The sequence below is a fragment of the Microbacterium sp. UFMG61 genome (assembly GCF_015354505.1).
Lineage (GTDB): Bacteria > Actinomycetota > Actinomycetes > Actinomycetales > Microbacteriaceae > Microbacterium.
The window spans coordinates 236,846-253,064 of sequence record NZ_JACAFP010000002.1 but is presented as its reverse complement, the minus strand read 5'-3'; the positions used below and the strand labels follow the sequence as shown (position 1 = coordinate 253,064).

16 protein-coding genes are annotated in these 16,219 nt (G+C 68.8%); 1 reads left to right on the top strand and 15 read right to left on the bottom strand.

Annotated features, from left to right (window positions below; translation table 11 throughout):
* Position 1 precedes the first annotated feature (1 nt).
* From IXW21_RS03080 to IXW21_RS03030, 11 genes are all read right to left on the bottom strand, one after another.
* Entirely contained in the window at positions 2–211 is a 210-nt protein-coding gene (locus IXW21_RS03080; RefSeq protein WP_194762791.1) for a heavy-metal-associated domain-containing protein, read from the bottom strand.
* Between the two features lie 98 nt (positions 212–309).
* Positions 310–969, bottom strand: coding sequence for a GntR family transcriptional regulator (locus IXW21_RS03075; RefSeq protein ID WP_194762790.1), 660 nt, complete (start codon positions 967–969; stop codon positions 310–312).
* Between the two features lie 57 nt (positions 970–1,026).
* Entirely contained in the window at positions 1,027–1,668 is a 642-nt protein-coding gene (locus tag IXW21_RS03070) for an NADPH-dependent F420 reductase (protein WP_194762789.1), read from the bottom strand.
* Positions 1,669–1,708: 40 nt separating this feature from the next.
* A complete protein-coding gene (locus IXW21_RS03065; protein ID WP_194762788.1) occupies positions 1,709–2,701 on the bottom strand; it encodes a GNAT family N-acetyltransferase in 993 nt (330 codons plus the stop codon).
* Between the two features lie 44 nt (positions 2,702–2,745).
* Complete coding sequence (sufU, locus tag IXW21_RS03060) at positions 2,746–3,180, bottom strand: Fe-S cluster assembly sulfur transfer protein SufU (protein WP_194762787.1); 435 nt, start codon at positions 3,178–3,180, stop codon at positions 2,746–2,748.
* Positions 3,177–4,499, bottom strand: a complete 1,323-nt coding sequence (locus tag IXW21_RS03055; protein WP_194762786.1) for a cysteine desulfurase — start codon at positions 4,497–4,499, stop codon at positions 3,177–3,179. The genes sufU and IXW21_RS03055 overlap by 4 nt, the downstream gene beginning before the upstream one ends.
* A gap of 80 nt (positions 4,500–4,579) precedes the next feature.
* On the bottom strand, positions 4,580–6,568 hold the full coding sequence (locus IXW21_RS18395; protein WP_194762785.1) for a sigma-70 family RNA polymerase sigma factor: 1,989 nt from the start codon (positions 6,566–6,568) through the stop codon (positions 4,580–4,582).
* Positions 6,565–7,731, bottom strand: coding sequence for an alpha-hydroxy acid oxidase (locus IXW21_RS03045; RefSeq protein ID WP_194762784.1), 1,167 nt, complete (start codon positions 7,729–7,731; stop codon positions 6,565–6,567). Before IXW21_RS03045 ends, IXW21_RS18395 begins: the two co-directional genes overlap by 4 nt.
* A gap of 28 nt (positions 7,732–7,759) precedes the next feature.
* Entirely contained in the window at positions 7,760–8,527 is a 768-nt protein-coding gene (locus tag IXW21_RS03040) for an amino acid ABC transporter ATP-binding protein (RefSeq protein WP_323742148.1), read from the bottom strand.
* Positions 8,524–9,447, bottom strand: coding sequence for an amino acid ABC transporter permease (locus tag IXW21_RS03035; protein WP_194762783.1), 924 nt, complete (start codon positions 9,445–9,447; stop codon positions 8,524–8,526). The genes IXW21_RS03040 and IXW21_RS03035 overlap by 4 nt, the downstream gene beginning before the upstream one ends.
* Before the next feature lie 5 nt (positions 9,448–9,452).
* Positions 9,453–10,361: a transporter substrate-binding domain-containing protein gene (locus IXW21_RS03030; RefSeq protein WP_228528103.1), complete on the bottom strand. Its 909-nt coding sequence runs from the start codon at positions 10,359–10,361 to the stop codon at positions 9,453–9,455.
* A gap of 236 nt (positions 10,362–10,597) precedes the next feature.
* Between IXW21_RS03030 and IXW21_RS18510 the strand changes: the two genes are divergently transcribed.
* Positions 10,598–12,127 (top strand): PucR family transcriptional regulator, encoded by a 1,530-nt coding sequence (locus IXW21_RS18510; RefSeq protein WP_194762782.1) that lies wholly within the window; start codon positions 10,598–10,600, stop codon positions 12,125–12,127.
* Between the two features lie 14 nt (positions 12,128–12,141).
* On the opposite strand, the gene IXW21_RS03020 is transcribed toward IXW21_RS18510, so the two are convergent.
* The 4 genes from IXW21_RS03020 to IXW21_RS03005 all read right to left on the bottom strand — a co-directional run bounded on the left by IXW21_RS03020 (position 12,142) and on the right by IXW21_RS03005 (position 16,163).
* Positions 12,142–12,759, bottom strand: a complete 618-nt coding sequence (locus IXW21_RS03020; RefSeq protein ID WP_194762781.1) for an RNA polymerase sigma factor — start codon at positions 12,757–12,759, stop codon at positions 12,142–12,144.
* Positions 12,760–12,992: 233 nt separating this feature from the next.
* Positions 12,993–13,616 (bottom strand): hypothetical protein, encoded by a 624-nt coding sequence (locus IXW21_RS03015; protein ID WP_194762780.1) that lies wholly within the window; start codon positions 13,614–13,616, stop codon positions 12,993–12,995.
* Entirely contained in the window at positions 13,613–14,554 is a 942-nt protein-coding gene (locus IXW21_RS03010; RefSeq protein ID WP_194762779.1) for a class C sortase, read from the bottom strand. The genes IXW21_RS03015 and IXW21_RS03010 overlap by 4 nt, the downstream gene beginning before the upstream one ends.
* A 127-nt stretch (positions 14,555–14,681) precedes the next feature.
* Positions 14,682–16,163 carry a SpaH/EbpB family LPXTG-anchored major pilin gene (locus IXW21_RS03005; RefSeq protein ID WP_194762778.1) on the bottom strand — a complete coding sequence of 494 codons (1,482 nt, stop codon included), beginning with the start codon at positions 16,161–16,163 and terminating at the stop codon, positions 14,682–14,684.
* Between the last annotated feature and the right edge of the window lie 56 nt (positions 16,164–16,219).

The window sequence follows — 16,219 nt, the reverse complement described above, 5'->3', positions numbered from 1 at the left end:
CTCAGACTCGCGCGGCGCTGTAGCCGGCCTCGTCGACGGCGGCCAGCACGGCGGCATCGTCGACGGGGGCGTCAGAGGTGATGACCAGCGCGCCGGATGCGGCGCTGACCGCGATATCGGTCACGCCCGCGAGCTTCGCGACCTCGCTGCGCACCGACCCCTCGCAGTGCCTGCAGGTCATTCCGGTGACGGCGAATGTGGTGATCGTCATGTCCACTCCTCTCGATCAGGTGGGATATACCCCCTGGGGGTATGCCCTCAGGCATGACAACTTTACACCTCCCCGGGGTATTCCCGCACAGGAGGTCGTCAGCGGGCAGACGTGCGCGAGGTCAACCGGCGCTCCGCCGCCGCCTGTCCGGTGGCGAGGTGACGGGGGATCAGCTCGCGGAGCGCATCGACATCGCGAGCAGCCACCGCCTCGAGGATCACCCGGTGCTCATCGGCCATCGCCGGCAGATCGTCGTGCTGACCGAAGAGCCAGCGGAGCCTGGTGACGAAGACACCGATCAGCTCGCTCAGCATCTCGTTGCCGGCAAGTCGTGCCGCGATCTCGTGGAACTCGGCGGCGGCGATCCGCGCCGCGTCGATGTCGCCAGCCTCCGCGGCGGCGACCTCGCGCTCATAGGCGGAGCGCAGGCGCGCAATCCCCTCGTCGGAGTGGCGCTGCGCCGCGAACACGAAGATCAGGGTCTCGATCGCCTCGCGGACCTCACCGAAGTCCTGGATGTCTCTCGGGGTGAACTCGCGGACGACCGCCCAGGTGCGGGGCCGGGAGATCACGACGCCCTCGCCGACGAGCGCCCGAATCGCCTCGCGCACCGGCAGACGCGAGACATCGAGCTCGGCGGCGATGTCTCTCTCCACCAGGCGGGATCCGGGCGCGCGACGCCCCAGGATGATGTCGTTGCGCAGAATGCGCGTCACCCGCACCGACTCGAGTTCGCCGGCAGCCCCCACATCCGCCATACCGGAATTCTCTCACTCCGGCATCAGCGGGACAAGTTTGGTATCCCGTTTCCCCGATCAGGGCCGACGGTTCGCGATCGCGAGGTTCGCCTTCAACTCCTGCGCGTTCTGACGCACCACGTACGCGGGGCGATCGCGCTCGACGCGCCACGACTCACTCAGCGGTCCGACGTTCACTGTGTCGAAGCCGATCTCGTCGTAGAACCGCGTGACGAAGGCGACGGCCGCGGCGTCATCCCCCGCGGTGGCCAGCGCGCGACGGTCAGGCGTGCCGGCGGGCGTCCCGTCGGTCGTGATGTCCGCGGCGAAGATGTGGTTGAACGCCTTGGCGATGCGCGACGTGGGCAGCTGCTGCTGCAGCAGCTCGGACGTCGTCGTCTCCCCCTTGTCGAGAGCCTCGATGTGACCGTCGCGCTCGAAGTAGTAGTTGTTGGTGTCGAGTACGATCTTGCCGGCGAGCGGCTCTGCGGGCAGCTCGCCGATCCTGCCGAGGGGCACCGTGACGACGACCACGTCACCGGCGTCCGCGGCCTCGGCCGCCGTCGCCGCCTTCGCTCGCGACCCCAGCTCTGCGACGAGATCTGCGAGGGTTTCGGGACCGCGAGAGTTCGCGATCACGACGTCGTATCCGTTCGCCACCGCGACGCGGGCGACCTGGCTGCCGATGTGTCCTGCACCGATGATTCCGAGAGTGGTCATGTCGGGGCCAACACTGCAGGCGCACGGCTATTCCCGCGCGTCACTCCCCCGCGTCATCGTCTGCGACGTCGAGCAGGAACCGTTCTTCGACGCGCCGATAGCCGAGTCCCTCGTAGAGCCGGATCGCGCCGTCGTTGAATCCGAAGACATGGAGTCCGATCGAGTCGGCACCGAGCCTGCGCGCCTCCCGCTCGGCCGCGAGCATGATGCCTCGCCCGAATCCTCTGCGCCGGTGGTCCTCCGCCACCTCGATGTCGAGGATGAATGCATGCGGATGCCCGTCGCGCACGCGCATCCCGATCCAGAGCACTCCCACCTCTGCGCCGTCGTCGGAGTGAGCCGTGAAGAGCTCCTGTCCGGCCGAGTCGAGGCCGTCCGGCAGCTCGAGCGCCATCTGCCGCTTCGATTCCACCTGCGCGTCGGGCTCGGAGTACCGGCCGGAGGCCACGAGATCGGCGGCGAACGCCGCCTCGGACTCGGCAGCGAAAGACGCGAACCGCGGTTCCGTCATCGGCAGCAGCGTCACAGGGCCGTCGGATCCGCGGGACGCCGCGTCGGGCGATGTCGCCTCGCGATCCGGCAGCGGTTCGAGCAGCATCCGGATCGATGCGCACCGGAACCCTCGGCCGTCGACGAAGGCGCGCCCACCGGCGTCGGTCGAAAAGAGCGAGACACTCACCCGCTCGACGCGATTGCGCCGGGCCGTCGTCGTGATCGCCTCGAACAGGCCGTCCAGCACGACACGATCGGGAACGGCATCGACCGCGAGATCGACCAGGTGCAGGATGCCGCCCGTCGCGATCAACCACAGCGTGCCGATCTCGCGCCCATCGTCGACGATGCAGAGGATGCTCGAGGCCTCAGTGGCCACCCCCACGGGAAGAAGCTGATCGAGGAAGGCATCCGCGTCGATGACGGCGTCGTCACCCCGCAGCATCCCGGACTCCTGTCGCAGTGCGATGAAGCGTGCTCTCGTCGCCTCCCGCCACGCGTCGAAGTGTCGTTCGTCGAGCGGTGTCAGTTGAATCGGCATGCTCCCATCCTCCACCCGGTCGCCGGCATGCCGACAGCGCGCGATCAGGACTTGTGCAGTGCGTCCTCGACAGCGACCCAGGCGAGCATGGCGCACTTGACGCGGGCGACGTAGCGCGAGACGCCGCCGAGTGCCGCGACGTCGCCGAGCAGCTCCTCGTCGGGTTCGATCGTGCCCCGCGACCGCATCGCCTCGCGGAACGCCGCGATCCTGACCTCGAGGTCGGCTACCGTGAGCCCTTCGGCGAGCTCGGCGAGGAGCGACGCGGAGGCCTGCGAGATCGCACAGCCGTGGCCCTCCCACGCGATCGCCTCGATGGAGCCGTCGCCGGCGCGATGCACCTGCAGAGTCACCTCGTCGCCACAGGTGGGGTTCACCTGATGCGACTGCGCGGCGATCTCCCCGCGCAGGCCGTAGCCGTGCGGTGTGCGCGAGTGGTCGAGGATCAGCTCCTGATACAGGCCCTGCAGGTCGCTCATGCGCCCCTCCGGAAGAAGTCGATGGCTCCGGAGACGCCGTCGATCACCGCGTCCACCTCGGCTCTGGTCGTGTAGAGATAGGTGCTCGCCCGCGTCGACGAGGTCACTCCGAGCCGCCGATGCAGCGGCTGTGCGCAGTGATGCCCCACCCGCACTGCGATGCCGAGGTCGTCGAGGAACTGGCCGACGTCGTGCGAATGGATGCCCTCGACATCGAAGCTCGCGAGGCCCACTCGAGGCAGCTCGATGCCCGCGCCGAGCACGCGGACGCCGTCGATCGCCGTCAGCCCGTCAACGAGACGACGACCGAGCTCGGCCTCATGAGCGGCGATGCGCGGCATGCCGACCGCCGAGAGGTAGTCGATCGCGGCAGCGAGCGCCACGGCCTGCGACACACGCTGAGTGCCCGCCTCGAAGCGCTGCGGCGGCGGGAGGTACTCGGCCTCGGTCGTGGTCACCGTCGTGATCATCGACCCGCCGGTGAGGAAGGGCGGCATCGACTCGAGCAGCTCCCGGCGCCCGTAGAGGGCGCCGATCCCTGTGGGTCCGAGCATCTTGTGTCCGGAGATCACCGCGAAGTCGACATCCAGTGCGCGCACGTCGAGCGGGAGGTGCGGCGCCGACTGGCATGCGTCGAGCACCACCAGCGCCCCGACCGCGCGGGCCGACGCCACGAGCTGCTCGACGGGATTGACGACCCCGAGCACGTTGGACACATGGGTGAACGCGACGAGCTTCGTCCGTTCGCCGATGATCTCCGCGGCGGCATCGAGCCGCAGCGCGCCGTCATCGTCGAGAGGGATCACTCTGAGCGTCGCGCCGGTGCGGGCCGCGAGCTCCTGCCAGGGGATGAGATTCGCATGGTGCTCCATCTCGGTCGTGACGATCTCATCGCCCTCGCGCAAGCGGAAGCGTTCGGCCGCCGCACCGCCGCGGCCGAGAGATGCGTTCGAGATCGAGTAGGCGATCAGGTTGAGGGCTTCGGTCGCGTTCGAGGTCCAGACGATCTCGCCCTCGTCGGCGCCGACGAAGTGCGCGACCGTCGCGCGGGCGTCTTCGAACACCTCCGTCGCCTCGGCGGCGAGCGTGTGCGCGCCGCGATGCACCGCGGCGTTCAGGGTGGTCGCGAACTCTCGCTCGGCGTCGAGTACGGCGAACGGCCGCTGCGACGTGGCCCCCGAGTCGAGGTAGGCGAGCGGATGCCCGTGCACCTCGGTCTCGAGGATCGGGAAGTCGTCGCGGAGCCTCGTGACCTCTTCGTCCGTCAGCGGACGGCCGCTGGGCGCGGCGATGACATCGGCTCGGGACGGAGTGCTCATCCTTCTAGCTTCTCATCCGACGACTCCGACCGGGTCGCCCTTCACGGTCGTTCCGACGCCTTCCCCGCCGTGCTCCTCTCTCAGGGACGCACGACGATGTGCTCGACCGCCTCCGGCCCCAGGGCACCCGTCGCCGGGTCGACGTAGCGCAGCGTGATGCGGTGCAGGCCGGGCCGCAGGTCGAGAATGCTCTCGGCCCACCAGCCGTCTTCGAGCACGGCCGTCGCCAGAGGCGAGCCGTCGACGGTCACCCGGACGGATGCCTCGGCGATCCCGTGGATCGAGAGCTCCACGTCGTCACTCGCTCCGTCGGCGTCCGCGTCGATCCGTCGCACGTCTCGGGCCCCGCCCGCTCCGAGCACCGAGGGGAGCTCGAACACGACCGGACCGAGCGGCTCGCTCCGCGATTCCTTCCCGGTGTGCGGCGACGTGTGTCGAGCCGTGATCGTCATGCCCTGGTGGAGCGAGGCCGCGTCGATCGCGACGGCGAACGATCCGTCATCCCCGACCACGGCCGTGCCCACGACCAGGCCACTCTCATCGAGGATCGCGACATCACCGCCGGGCGTTCCCGTGCCGGTCACGTCGGGAGGAACCGTCGCCGGCTGCGGGATCACCCAGGAGATCGTCACGGGCGGCTCGACCGCCGGAGGCGGGGACGGGGACGGCGTCGGAGTCGGAGTCGGAGTCGGAGTCGGAGTCGGCTCGACGGTCGGAGACGGCAGTGGGGTCGGCGCGACCCTCGGCGGTTCACTCGGCTCGACCGCCGGAGGAGTCGGCTCCGCGCTCGGCGCCGGCTGCTCCCCCGTGGGCGCCGACGGCTGACCGGCCGCCGCTGACGGCGCCGCAGGACCGGACGGCGCGACGATCGCCGGTGGCCGCGCCGAGACGGGCCCGGGACCGGTCGGACCGCTCACGTCGACCGGACCGGCCTCCGCATCCCGCACCGCATCATCGCCATCGGAGCTCGGCTGCATCTCCGGAGCAGGAGCCGGCGCAGGAGTCGGCAGCTGGCTCACGGTCGAGGGAGTGGGCCGGGGCGTCGCCGCATCGTCACCGCTCGGTGAATCGTCCGGCGCCGGCGAGTCGACCACCACCGACGTCGGAGCGGACGCGTCGGAACCCGGCGCATCAGCCGAGAGCAGCTGTGATGCGAACGCGACCGCACCCGCCCCCACCGCGAGGATCGTCCCTGCCGCGACGAGCAGTGGGGCCAGGTTCTTGGCCGCGCCGCCGGACGCGCCGACCGAGGCGGATGCGGGCGCAGGAGAGCCCGCCGAGTAGAGCGCGGCCGCCGGGCCGCCGAGGATCAGCGGGAGGAGCACGGCACGCAGCTTCGACGAGGCCTCGGTGACCTCCGCGCTCGCGATCGTGCATCGCCGGCACTGTTCGAGATGCGCCTCGAAGCGCACCCTGTCGGCCCGAGCGATATGACGCTTACGCCCCTGTGCGACGATGCGCTCGCAGGTCCAACGGCACTCGGGATCCCGCTCCGGCGCGGCGATGTGAGCCTGCAGCCAGGCCGTCTTGAACCCCTCGCGTGCCCGCGCGGCGAGCACCGACACCGCGTTGGGACTGAGCCCCATGAGCGGAGCGATCTCGCGTGGCTTCATCCCCTCGACCTCGAGGTACCAGAGCAGCGTGCGCCAGCGCTCGGGCAGGTCTTTGAATGCCGCCGTCAGCAGCGACCTGTCCGACAGGAGGTCGAGGGAGTCCTCGGTGTCATCGACCGGCATCTCGTCGATGTACTCGAGGGCGATGTCCTTCTGCCTGCCTCCCCAGGTCGCCGCCGCGCTGCGCACGGCGGCGAACAGGTAGGGGCGGAAGGCGTCGGTGGGCCCTCCCCCGTTCTTGATCGCGCTGAAGGTCTTGGCGAACGCCTCGCTGACGAGGTCCTCGGGGTCGATCGAACTCGTGATCGCGCGCGCGGCGCGCAGCGCAGACGGCGAGTGCCGATCCCAGAGCACGCCATAGGCATTGCTGTCCCCGGCCCGCGTCGCCTCGACCAGATCATGGTCGCTGAGATCCGCGTCGAGATGCCACGCCGATCGGATCAACGCGGCGCTCATCGAGCCGCCTCGATGCCGTCGCTCAGGTCGTGCGACGCGCACAGCGACTCCGGGAGTCCCTCGATGCGTGTCACGCCGAGGAAGCCCATCACCGTCAGGAGCTCATCGTGCAGGACATCGAAGGCCCGCTCGACTCCGGGTCTTCCGGCAGCCGCGAGCCCGAGCGCGAAGGGCCGTCCGGCGGCCGCCGCATCCGCTCCCAGCGAGAGCGCCTTCGCGATGTCGCTCCCCCGACGGATGCCGCCGTCCATGATCACTGCGGCACGACCGTCGACCGCGTCGACGACCGAGGGCAGAGCCTCGATGGTCGCGAGCTGGCCGTCGAACTGGCGACCGCCGTGGTTCGACACGAAGACGCCGTCGGTCCCGTGATCGATCGCCAGACGCGCGTCGGCCTGCGTCATGACGCCCTTGACGACGAGGTTCCCCTTCCACCTGCTGCGCAGGCGCGCGATGTCGTCCCAGCTGGCGGCCTGGTTCGTGTTGCGGTCCATCCAGGCATCCATCTCGCTCATGCGGATCGCACGGCCGTCGATGCGGTAGGTGCCCCACGTGATCCGCCGACCGAGCAGCCAGCGCAGCACCCAGCCAGGGTGGAAAGCCGTGTCGACGACGTCGCGCAGCGGTGGGCGCGGCGGCATACCGGAACCGTGTCGCAGGTCTCGGTCGCGCTTGCTCGAGACCGCGACGTCTCCCGCCACGACCAGCGTCTCGACGCCCAGAGCCTCGGCCCGGTCGATGTGACGCTCGGTCTCCGACGAGTCGTTCCAGAAGGCGATCTGCGCCCAGACGCGGCCCGGAGCAGCGTCGGTCACCTCTTCGAGCGAGCAGCCGGACCACGGGCTGTGCACGAAGACACTTCCCGAGGTCGCGGCTGCCCGCGCGATGGCCACGTCGGCGTCGGGGTGGCATACCGTCAGGAGACCCATGGGGGAGACGACCAGGGGAAGGTCGAGTCGGGTTCCCAGTATGCTCGCCGTCGCGTGGCGCTGCGAGGTGTCGACGAGGACCCGCTGGGGGAGCAGCTGGGCCTCGAGCGCCTCGCGGTTGCGGCGAAGGGTGAGCTCGTCGAGAGCGCCTCCTTCGATGAAGTCGTACACCATGGCCGGCAGCCGCCGCTTGGCGCGGCGCCTGAGGTCATCGATGCTCTGGATGTCGCGCATGGCGCACTCTCCTGTGGTGTGTGGGGATTCAGTGCAGGATCCGGGAGAGGAACGCCTGCGTGCGATCGTGCTGCGGATGGGTGAGGACCGCATCGGGTGGGCCGCTCTCGACGACGACGCCGCCGGCCATGAACACGACCTGGTCGCTGACCTCGCGGGCGAATCCCAGCTCGTGGGTGACGACCATCATGGTCATCCCCTCGACTGCGAGATCCTTCATGACCGAGAGGACCTCGCCCACGAGCTCCGGATCGAGGGCGGAGGTCGGCTCGTCGAACAGCATCAGCTTCGGTTTCATCGCCAGCGCTCTGGCGATCGCGATGCGCTGCTGCTGGCCGCCCGAGAGTTCCTGCGGATACGCCGCGGCCTTGTCGGCCAAGCCGACGCGTTCGAGAAGCACCATGGCCTCCCCCGTCACCTCGGCGCGCAGACGTCCGAGCACCTGGGTGGGTCCTTCGATCACGTTCTCGAGCACCGTCCGGTGCGGGAAGAGGTTGAAGCGCTGGAACACCATGCCGGTGTGACGACGCGTCCGGGCGATCGCCGACTCCTTCGCCTCGACGAGCCGACCGCGGTGACGCGTGGCTCCGACGAGTTCGCCGTCGACGAGGATGATCCCGGCATCGACCGTCTCGAGCCGGTTCACACAGCGCAGGAGCGTCGTCTTGCCCGAGCCGCTCGGGCCGATCAGGCAGGTGACGGATCCTGTGGGGATCGCGAGCGAGACGTCCTTCAGCACCGGGGTGTGCCCGAAGGACTTCTGCACCCCTCGGATCTCGACCATGGTGGCGGTCATGCGACGGCCTCCTTCGGACGCCGGGTCCTCACCGCTCGGCGCGGGGCGAATCCGCGCCCGTAGCGCTCCTCGAGACGCGACTGCACGACGCTGAGCACGGTGGTCAGCACGAGGTACCAGATGCAGGCGACGAGCAGCAGCGGGATCACCTCGTAGTTGAGGGAGTAGATGGACTGCACCGCGTACAGCAGGTCGGAGATCGCGAGCACGCTCACCAGCGACGTGCCCTTGAGCATCGAGATCACCTGATTGCCGGTCGGCGGGATGACGACGCGCATCGCCTGCGGCAGGATCACCCTGCGCAGGAGCGTCGACCGCGTCATGCCCAGGGCTCGTCCCGCATCGAGCTGACCCTCGTCGACCGAGGAGATGCCGCTGCGGATGATCTCGGCCATGTAGGCCGCCTCATTGAGCGACAGTCCGAGCAGTGCTGCGCCGAGCGGGGTGATGAGCACGTTCGCCGAACCGATCACGACGCTCGGGCCGCCGAACGGGAGCCCCAGGGCGATCACCGGATACAGGGCGGCGATGTTGTACCAGAAGATGAGCTGCACGAGCAGGGGGGTGCCGCGGAAGAACCACACGTAGGCCCCGCTCACTCCGGCGAAGACGGGGTTGCCCGACACTCGCATGATGGCGAGGACGACACCCAGCACGATGCCTGCCGTCATGGAGACGACGGTCAGCATCAGCGTGAGCAGCATGCCCTGCAGCACCTGCGGGTCGAACAGGTACGCGCCGACGACGGGCCAGCCGAACCGGGGATTCGTCGCGACGTCGATGAGGAACAGCACGACGGCCAGGCAGAGGAGCACGCCTCCGACCAGAGTCCCGATCCGACGGCGCTTGTGCACCTCGAGCGAGGTGAGGGTCTGCTGAAGCCCCGTGACGCTGCGCGCTGTCGCCCCTGTGGTGTCCATGTCGGTCATCCCTGAGGAACGTTGACGCGGGCCTCGGTGATCGCCATCGACTCGAGTCCGTACTCGGCGAGCACGTCCTGATACTCGCTCGACGCGATCACCGCGGCGAGCGCAGCCGCGACGGCGTCGAGCGTGCCCGCATCGTGCGGGATGCCGACGGCGACAGGCGCGACGTCGTTCTCGTCGCTCACCTCGAGCTTCGAATCCTGGGCCACCGCGTAGCCGAGGATCGGCGAGTCGGCGTAGACGACGTCTGCGCGGTCGCTCAGGAGCGCGGAGATCGCCTGGCGCGTGTCCTGGAACTGCAGAAGCTCCAGCGGATCCTCCCCCGCGGCGGTGCACGCATCGTCGAGTTCGGGAACGTTGACCGTCAACTGGTACGAGCCCTTGAGCACCGCGACGCGGGTGCCGCACAGGCCGTCGAAGCCGATCTTCTGCGGGTTGCCCGTGGGCACGGCCAGAGCGCTCCCCATCTGCACGTAGTCGACGAAGTCGAGCTGCTCCATCCGCTCTTCGGTCGGCGTCATCGACGAGACCGTCATGTCATACCGACCGGCGCTCATGCCCGGGATGATCGTGTCGAACGTCGTCACCTCGATCTCGAGCTCCAGGCCGAGAGCGCCGGCGAGCAGACGTGCGATGTCCGGGTTGATCCCGGTCATCTCCTGCGTTCCCTCGCGGTAGAACTGCGTCGGCGGCTCCTTCGTGGGGATCGCGACGCGCAGGGTGCCGCCGTCCTGCAGCTCGTCGGGCAGCAGCGCGACGGCTTCGGACACGGGATCCATGGTCGGTTCGTCCGCCTTCGGTGAGCCGTCGGCCATCGGCGCCGAGCATCCGGCGATGAGGAGGGCGATGAGGATCGTCGAGGAGACCGATGCCGATCTGCGCAGTGGGGAGTGCGGTGAACTGTTCATGTGAGTGTCCCGTCGAGGCGGCGATGCCCGGAATCCATCTGGGCGGCGTGCGAGAACGATGGATCGAATTCCCACGAGGTGCCCCGTCACCCTCGCCCTTTCAGTCTTGCGCGGCACCGATATAACCGATATGGAGATTCCTATGGCAGTTGACGACTCTAGATGGAGGACTGTCCATGGACTCAGTACCCGACTCGCAAGATTTCGGTATTCCGACATTGCACGATGCATTGACCGTGGCCGACGGAATCCTGACCCCCGAGACCGCGGATTCGACGGCCCATTCGAGGACATACATCGGTGTCGACTTCTACGACCCCACGGTCTCCGTCGCCGAATATCGCGACCGCATCGTGCTGGCGGCGGGCATCTCCCTCGCCGACGCCGGGACGGTCGCGACCGAGCTCGACGGAGGCGGGGCGGCCGCGCTCATCATCCGGCGAGCGTCGAGCGATGATGACACCTCAGTACTCCGCTCCGAAAAGCTCAGTACCCCCGTGCTGAGCCACCGCGACGCCGACTGGGCCCAACTCGCCTCCGTGCTCCGGTCACTGTTGAGCGCGCACTCGGTCGGCCACATGACAGGCGTCCGGCTCGGCGACCTCTTCGGTCTCGCAAACGCGCTGGCGACGCTGGCTGAGGGCGCGGTGAGCCTCGTCGACGCCTCGGGGCAGGTCGTCGGCTATTCGACGCACCCCGATCAGCCCATCGACGACATCCGGCGGCGCACCACCCTGTTGCTGCAGGAGGAGGTGCCCATCTCACGCGACCTCGACTATCAGGGGCTCGTGCGGGCTCCGGCGTCGCGGCACTTCCCCTCGGACGACGACCAGTTCGGTCGTGTCGGGATCGCAGTGCGGGCCGCCGGCGAACTGCTCGGCTCGATCTGGGTGATCCAGGTCGAGCCGATGCTCGCGCCGCGCACGCAGAAGCTGCTCGAAGAGATGGAGCCGATCGCCGCACAGCATCTTCTGCGTGCTCGTGAAGATGCGGCCGATCGCGACCAGCGCAACTCCACTCTGCTCCGCACCGTGCTCGAAGACGATCGTCATGCGCGGAGCGCCGCGTCGCAGCTCCTGATCCGTCCCGAAGCAGGCGCGACGATCGTGTGCTTCCGTGTCGACACGTTCGACGATGTCGAGGCCGTGCGGGGCATCCATCGCCTTCTCCACCTGGCGATCAGCGTCTCGAGCGCCGCCTTCCCCGGCTCGCACAGCGCCGTCATCGGCACACAGGCCGTGACGCTGATCCCCGGGTCGATCGCGGCGCGGGTGCACACGTTCGCGCAGTCGGTCATCCGCACGGACAGCGCACTGATCGCGGGAATCGGGAGCCGGGTGTATGACGTGCCCGGCATCGCGAGGTCCCATCGTGAGGCCAGCGCCGCCGCAGGGGTTCTGATGGAAGCCTCGGGCAGCACGCGGCGCGGACGCCGCATCGCCACGTTCGACGAGATGCGCGACCGGCTGGCGATCCTCCAGGTCACCGACCTCATCGGCGGTCTGGATGCCGCGGTGGGTGACGCAGCGAGCATCCTCGCCGAGCATGACGCGGCACACGGCACGGATCTGTCCCGGACTCTGCGCACCTACCTCGATCTCCTCGGCAGCGTGCGGGAGACGGCAGCAGCGCTGCACGTCCACCAGAACACGGTGCGCTACCGGCTCGACGTCGTGCGCGCCGAGCTCGGCATAGACCTCGATTCGCCCGACACGCGGCTCTGGCTCTGGTTGCGCCTCTCGGCAGCAGCGCGCCGGACCGTGTGAACAGCCGTCGGCTCTCACAGACGAGCATCGTCGCACCCGTCGCGGGCGGCACTGTCGATGTGCGCGTCGAGCCATGCGCGCCGGAAGCTCTCCCGCGCGCGGAAGGCCAGAACCGACACGGCGTTGGGAGTCATCCCCATCAGCGGTGCGAGCTCACGCGGCTTCATGCCCTCGACGTTCAGATACCAGAGGAGCGCTCGATGGCGCGGTGACAGCGTGCGGAGCACAGAGACGACCGTCGACCGCTCCGACACCCTCTCCAGGGGGTCGACCTCACCGTGTGAGAGGTCGCGCTCGGAGAGGCCGTCGATGGGGATCACCTCATTCCCACGCGCCCACCTGAGCGCGGTGTTGCGCACGGTCGCGACGAGATACGGCCGGAACGCATCGCTCGGTCCCCCACCGGAGCGTGTGATGCGCAGGATCGTGGCGAAGGCTTCGCTCACGAGGTCCTCCGCGTCGACCGCCGGTGCGATCGAGCGCGCAGCGCACCGGGCTGCATCGGCATGTCGGCCCCACAGCAGAGCGAAGTCGCGCGTGTCCCCCGCGCGCACCGCCCGAACGATCTGTTCGTCCGGGGGCCCATCGACGTCACCACAGAGAGTCGTGCCGACGGGGAGTGTGTCGTTCATCGTGCTCCGAGATCTGAGGCGGCACCGCACGCGCACGCCGATGTCACCAGGGCAAGTACGGATGAGGGACGAGGCGTGGGGATGCCTCGTCCCTCCGACTCTGGGAAGGGTCGTTCCCGCGGAGCGGGGCGTCGGGAAATCAACCGACGCTGCGGCCTGTGGCCATACTCACAAGACCCTGACGGGCGGGAATCATGACGCCCGAGGGAGAGATTCCTGTGAAATCGATGAGATCAGTGGGTCCGAGGTTGCGGATCGACCTGGGCGAGCGCGAGGAAGCGCATGCGATTCTCACCGTAGAAGCAGGTCTGCACCATGAACTCGCCGGACATGCCCACGAGCGCCTCGACGTCGGACCACTTCGGTGTGTGTCGCTCTTCGACGACCTCGTAGACGATGTCGGACCCCTCGACCCTCACGCGCTGTCCGAGGTCCCAGCCGAGGATGATGTCTCCACCGCAGTTGTTGTGCGCGGCGAACAGCGGCGGCACGCCGTCGACCCGATAGCTGATCATCTCGGTGAAGGTCCCATCGCACTCGTCGAGCTGCGCAAGACCCCCCTCTCCCCCGAGCCTGAGGATCGGCAGCGCATCCGGAGCGAAGATCTGCTGGAACTGCTTCTGCACGGTGACCTTGATGTCACCGGTGACCCTGTCCACGGCGTCCGGCGCGACGGTGGAGACCACCAGGAAGCTCGCGCCGAGGCCCACGAGCGCGATGCTGGCGACGAGGAGTCCGAAGCGGCCACGCGGCCGGGAACGTGGCGCGACCGCGGGCTCCGGCATCGCGACCGGAGGCTCACCGGAGGGGGCGGCTGAGACCTCGTCAGGCCGCGGGGTCAGCGCCACGGTGGTCACGGCGCGCTCGGCTCGGCGGAGATCGCGCCCCGACGCGGGTGGCGACGGGGCATGACCATGATCGCGGTGAGAGTCGGGACTCCGAGCACGAGCAGCGCCCACCACGGGAACCCGGCGGGATCCGTGGAATCCGCGATCGTCGTGACGGTCGAGTCGTCGGCAGGCGCATCCACGCGCTCGGCGCGGACGAGAAGTCGATGCGTGTTGACCCCGGTGGGCGTGCACGTCACGAGCGTGATGTAGTCCCTGCCCGGCACCTGCCGCAGGGAGTCGGTCTCGTCGGGGAGCACGGTCTCGGTGCTGTCGACCTCGTAGTAGAGGTCTTCACCGAGGGTGGTGACGATGATGAGGTCGCCCTCGACCAGTTCATCGATGTCGTCGAACAGGGTGGCCTGGACGAATCCGTTGTGCCCGGTGAGCACCGCGTGCGTGCCCGGCCCGCCGACCGGCAGGGATGATCCGTAGAGGTGGCCGATCCCCCGGCCGAGGACCTCTTCGCCGGTGCCGTGGAAGATCGGCAGATCGACATGGATGCTCGGGATCCGCACGCGCGCCATCGCCTCGGTGCCGTCGGTGGAGAGCGTGTCGAAGTAGGCGTCGGTCCCGTCGCCGATCGCGGTCTGCTGCCCGTCGGCACCCAGAGCGTACGGATCGCGGAGCGGACCGGTGGGCAGGTTCTGGTTGTACTCGTCGGCCTGATCGAGCAGATCGGTGATCTCGTGAGCCGGGATCTGGTCGACGGACGACACGTAGCCGTCGACATCGGTGTCATGACTCCACGCCGAGAACCACGATGCGGCCGTCGGATAGACGAGCACTCCGATGCCGATGGCCGCGATCAGAACGATGATCGCCTGGCTCCACCCCCACGAGGCGCGCCCGGCGCGGGCTCTCGACCGGGCGGGAGCATCCGGTGCGGGTGTGTCGATCACGGTCATGACGGGGCTCTCTGTGTGTGAATCCGGCGGCGGATCGTTCGGGAGGAGAGACGTCGACGGGCTGTCGACGCGAGGGGGCCGTGCGGGGAAGGGATCTCGACACCTCCCCCGCACGGCCGGTCTCGGCTTACGCCTCGGTGCTCACCTTGCGGCGGTTGCGGATGGCGAGCAGGACGGCTCCGGCAAGGAGCAGCACGCCGCCGGCGAGGAACAGGGTCGTTCCCGCGCCACCGGTGAGGGGCAGCTTGAAGCCGGCGTTGGACGGCACGTTGACGACCTCGAGGTCGACACCGACGGCGGTGGTGGCAGCCGTGATGGTGAACTCGATCGGAGCCGCGAGCAGCTCGTATCCGTCAGGAGCGACGATCTCGGCGAGCCAGTACGTCTGGTAGCCGTCTTCGCCCGGAGCGACCGTGGCGTTGTCGGCCCAGTCGGAGTAGCGCAGACCCGACAGGGTCACGGTGCCGTCGGCGGCGACGGCGAACTCGGTCGCGCCGCCCAGGGTGATCGCGTTGGTGCCGTCGATCGCATCCTGCTGCGTCGGGTAGACCGAGAACACCGCGCCGGTCAGCGGCGCGCCGGCCTTGTCGGTCTTCTCGACCGTCAGGTCGCCCCACTTGGTGATGACCTCGGGGGTGACGGTGGGTCCGCCGGGCTGCCCGGGCAGAACCGTGTACGAACCGAGGTTCGGGTAGAGCACGGCGGTGTTGGCGATCTCGCCGACCGTGTTGACGGTGGCCGTCAGGACGACCTGGACCTGCGTGGCGGGGTGCGCGGCGAGGACCGCGAGACCCGAAGCTGTGAACTCCACGGTGACGGCACGGGTGCCGGCGTCGTAGACGACCGTGTAGTCGGTCGCGGCGAGCGGCGTGCCGTCGACGAGGGTCACCGCAGCGGAGACGTAGTCGAGCTTGGTGTCGAGCGTGTCGACGATCTTGTATCCGTCGATGACGGCGACGTTGGGGATGTCACCCGTGATCGTGAAGTCGATCTCGTCGCCGAGCTTCACGTCCTCGGAGTCCTCGACGGTCTTCGTCACCTCGGTGAGCGCGTTCTTCGGGTAGACGTGCACGTCGTACAGCCAGTTGTCGTCGTTGGCCGGGTCGGTCAGCGGCACCGTCACGAGGAACGGAGCGACACCGGTGGAGCCCGCGAGAGGCGAGGTCTCGACGACGAAGTAGAGGCCGAGGTCGAGGTTCGCCAGCGCGATCTCACCGTTCGCGTCGGTGAGCGTCTCGCCACCGATCGCGCTCGCGGTGTATCCCGCAGCGGTGATGTCGTCCACGCTGTCCGGCGCGAGGTCGGCGAGGTCGCTCGCGTCGACCCAGCCCTGGTTCGTCGTGAGGTCGACCGTATCGACCTTGTAGACCGTGAAGCCGACTCCGGCGAGCGGGTCGAGCGCCACGTTCTGCTCCGTGCCGTCGCTCGGCAGTCCGGTCGGCGTCTCCGGAGCCTCGTACTTGTGGATCGTGAGCGAGCCCACGGCATCCGGGTCGACGAGGTTGGGCGTGGCAGCGCTCGCGGGTGCTGCGAGGGTCAGCGCGGCGACGCCTGCGACCAGCAGGCCTGCCGCGACGCGGGAACCGCGTCCGTTGGTGGGAGTGTTCACTGTGTCTCTCTCTCGGTGGCCGGGTCTCCCCGGTCGGTGTCAGGTGGTGGTGATCG

Bases quoted from the DNA above. Each gene is read 5' to 3' on its own strand.
- IXW21_RS03040 (WP_323742148.1), bottom strand. From the start codon at position 8,527: ATGACCGCCACCATGGTCGAGATCCGAGGGGTGCAGAAGTCCTTCGGG.
- IXW21_RS03075 (WP_194762790.1), bottom strand. From the start codon at position 969: ATGGCGGATGTGGGGGCTGCCGGCGAACTCGAGTCGGTGCGGGTGACG.
- IXW21_RS03035 (WP_194762783.1), bottom strand. From the start codon at position 9,447: ATGGACACCACAGGGGCGACAGCGCGCAGCGTCACGGGGCTTCAGCAG.
- IXW21_RS03065 (WP_194762788.1), bottom strand. From the start codon at position 2,701: ATGCCGATTCAACTGACACCGCTCGACGAACGACACTTCGACGCGTGG.
- IXW21_RS03020 (WP_194762781.1), bottom strand. From the start codon at position 12,759: ATGAACGACACACTCCCCGTCGGCACGACTCTCTGTGGTGACGTCGAT.
- IXW21_RS03055 (WP_194762786.1), bottom strand. From the start codon at position 4,499: ATGAGCACTCCGTCCCGAGCCGATGTCATCGCCGCGCCCAGCGGCCGT.
- IXW21_RS03030 (WP_228528103.1), bottom strand. From the start codon at position 10,361: ATGAACAGTTCACCGCACTCCCCACTGCGCAGATCGGCATCGGTCTCC.
- IXW21_RS03080 (WP_194762791.1), bottom strand. From the start codon at position 211: ATGACGATCACCACATTCGCCGTCACCGGAATGACCTGCAGGCACTGC.
- IXW21_RS03010 (WP_194762779.1), bottom strand. From the start codon at position 14,554: ATGACCGTGATCGACACACCCGCACCGGATGCTCCCGCCCGGTCGAGA.
- IXW21_RS03070 (WP_194762789.1), bottom strand. From the start codon at position 1,668: ATGACCACTCTCGGAATCATCGGTGCAGGACACATCGGCAGCCAGGTC.
- sufU (WP_194762787.1), bottom strand. From the start codon at position 3,180: ATGAGCGACCTGCAGGGCCTGTATCAGGAGCTGATCCTCGACCACTCG.
- IXW21_RS18395 (WP_194762785.1), bottom strand. From the start codon at position 6,568: ATGAGCGCCGCGTTGATCCGATCGGCGTGGCATCTCGACGCGGATCTC.
- IXW21_RS03045 (WP_194762784.1), bottom strand. From the start codon at position 7,731: ATGCGCGACATCCAGAGCATCGATGACCTCAGGCGCCGCGCCAAGCGG.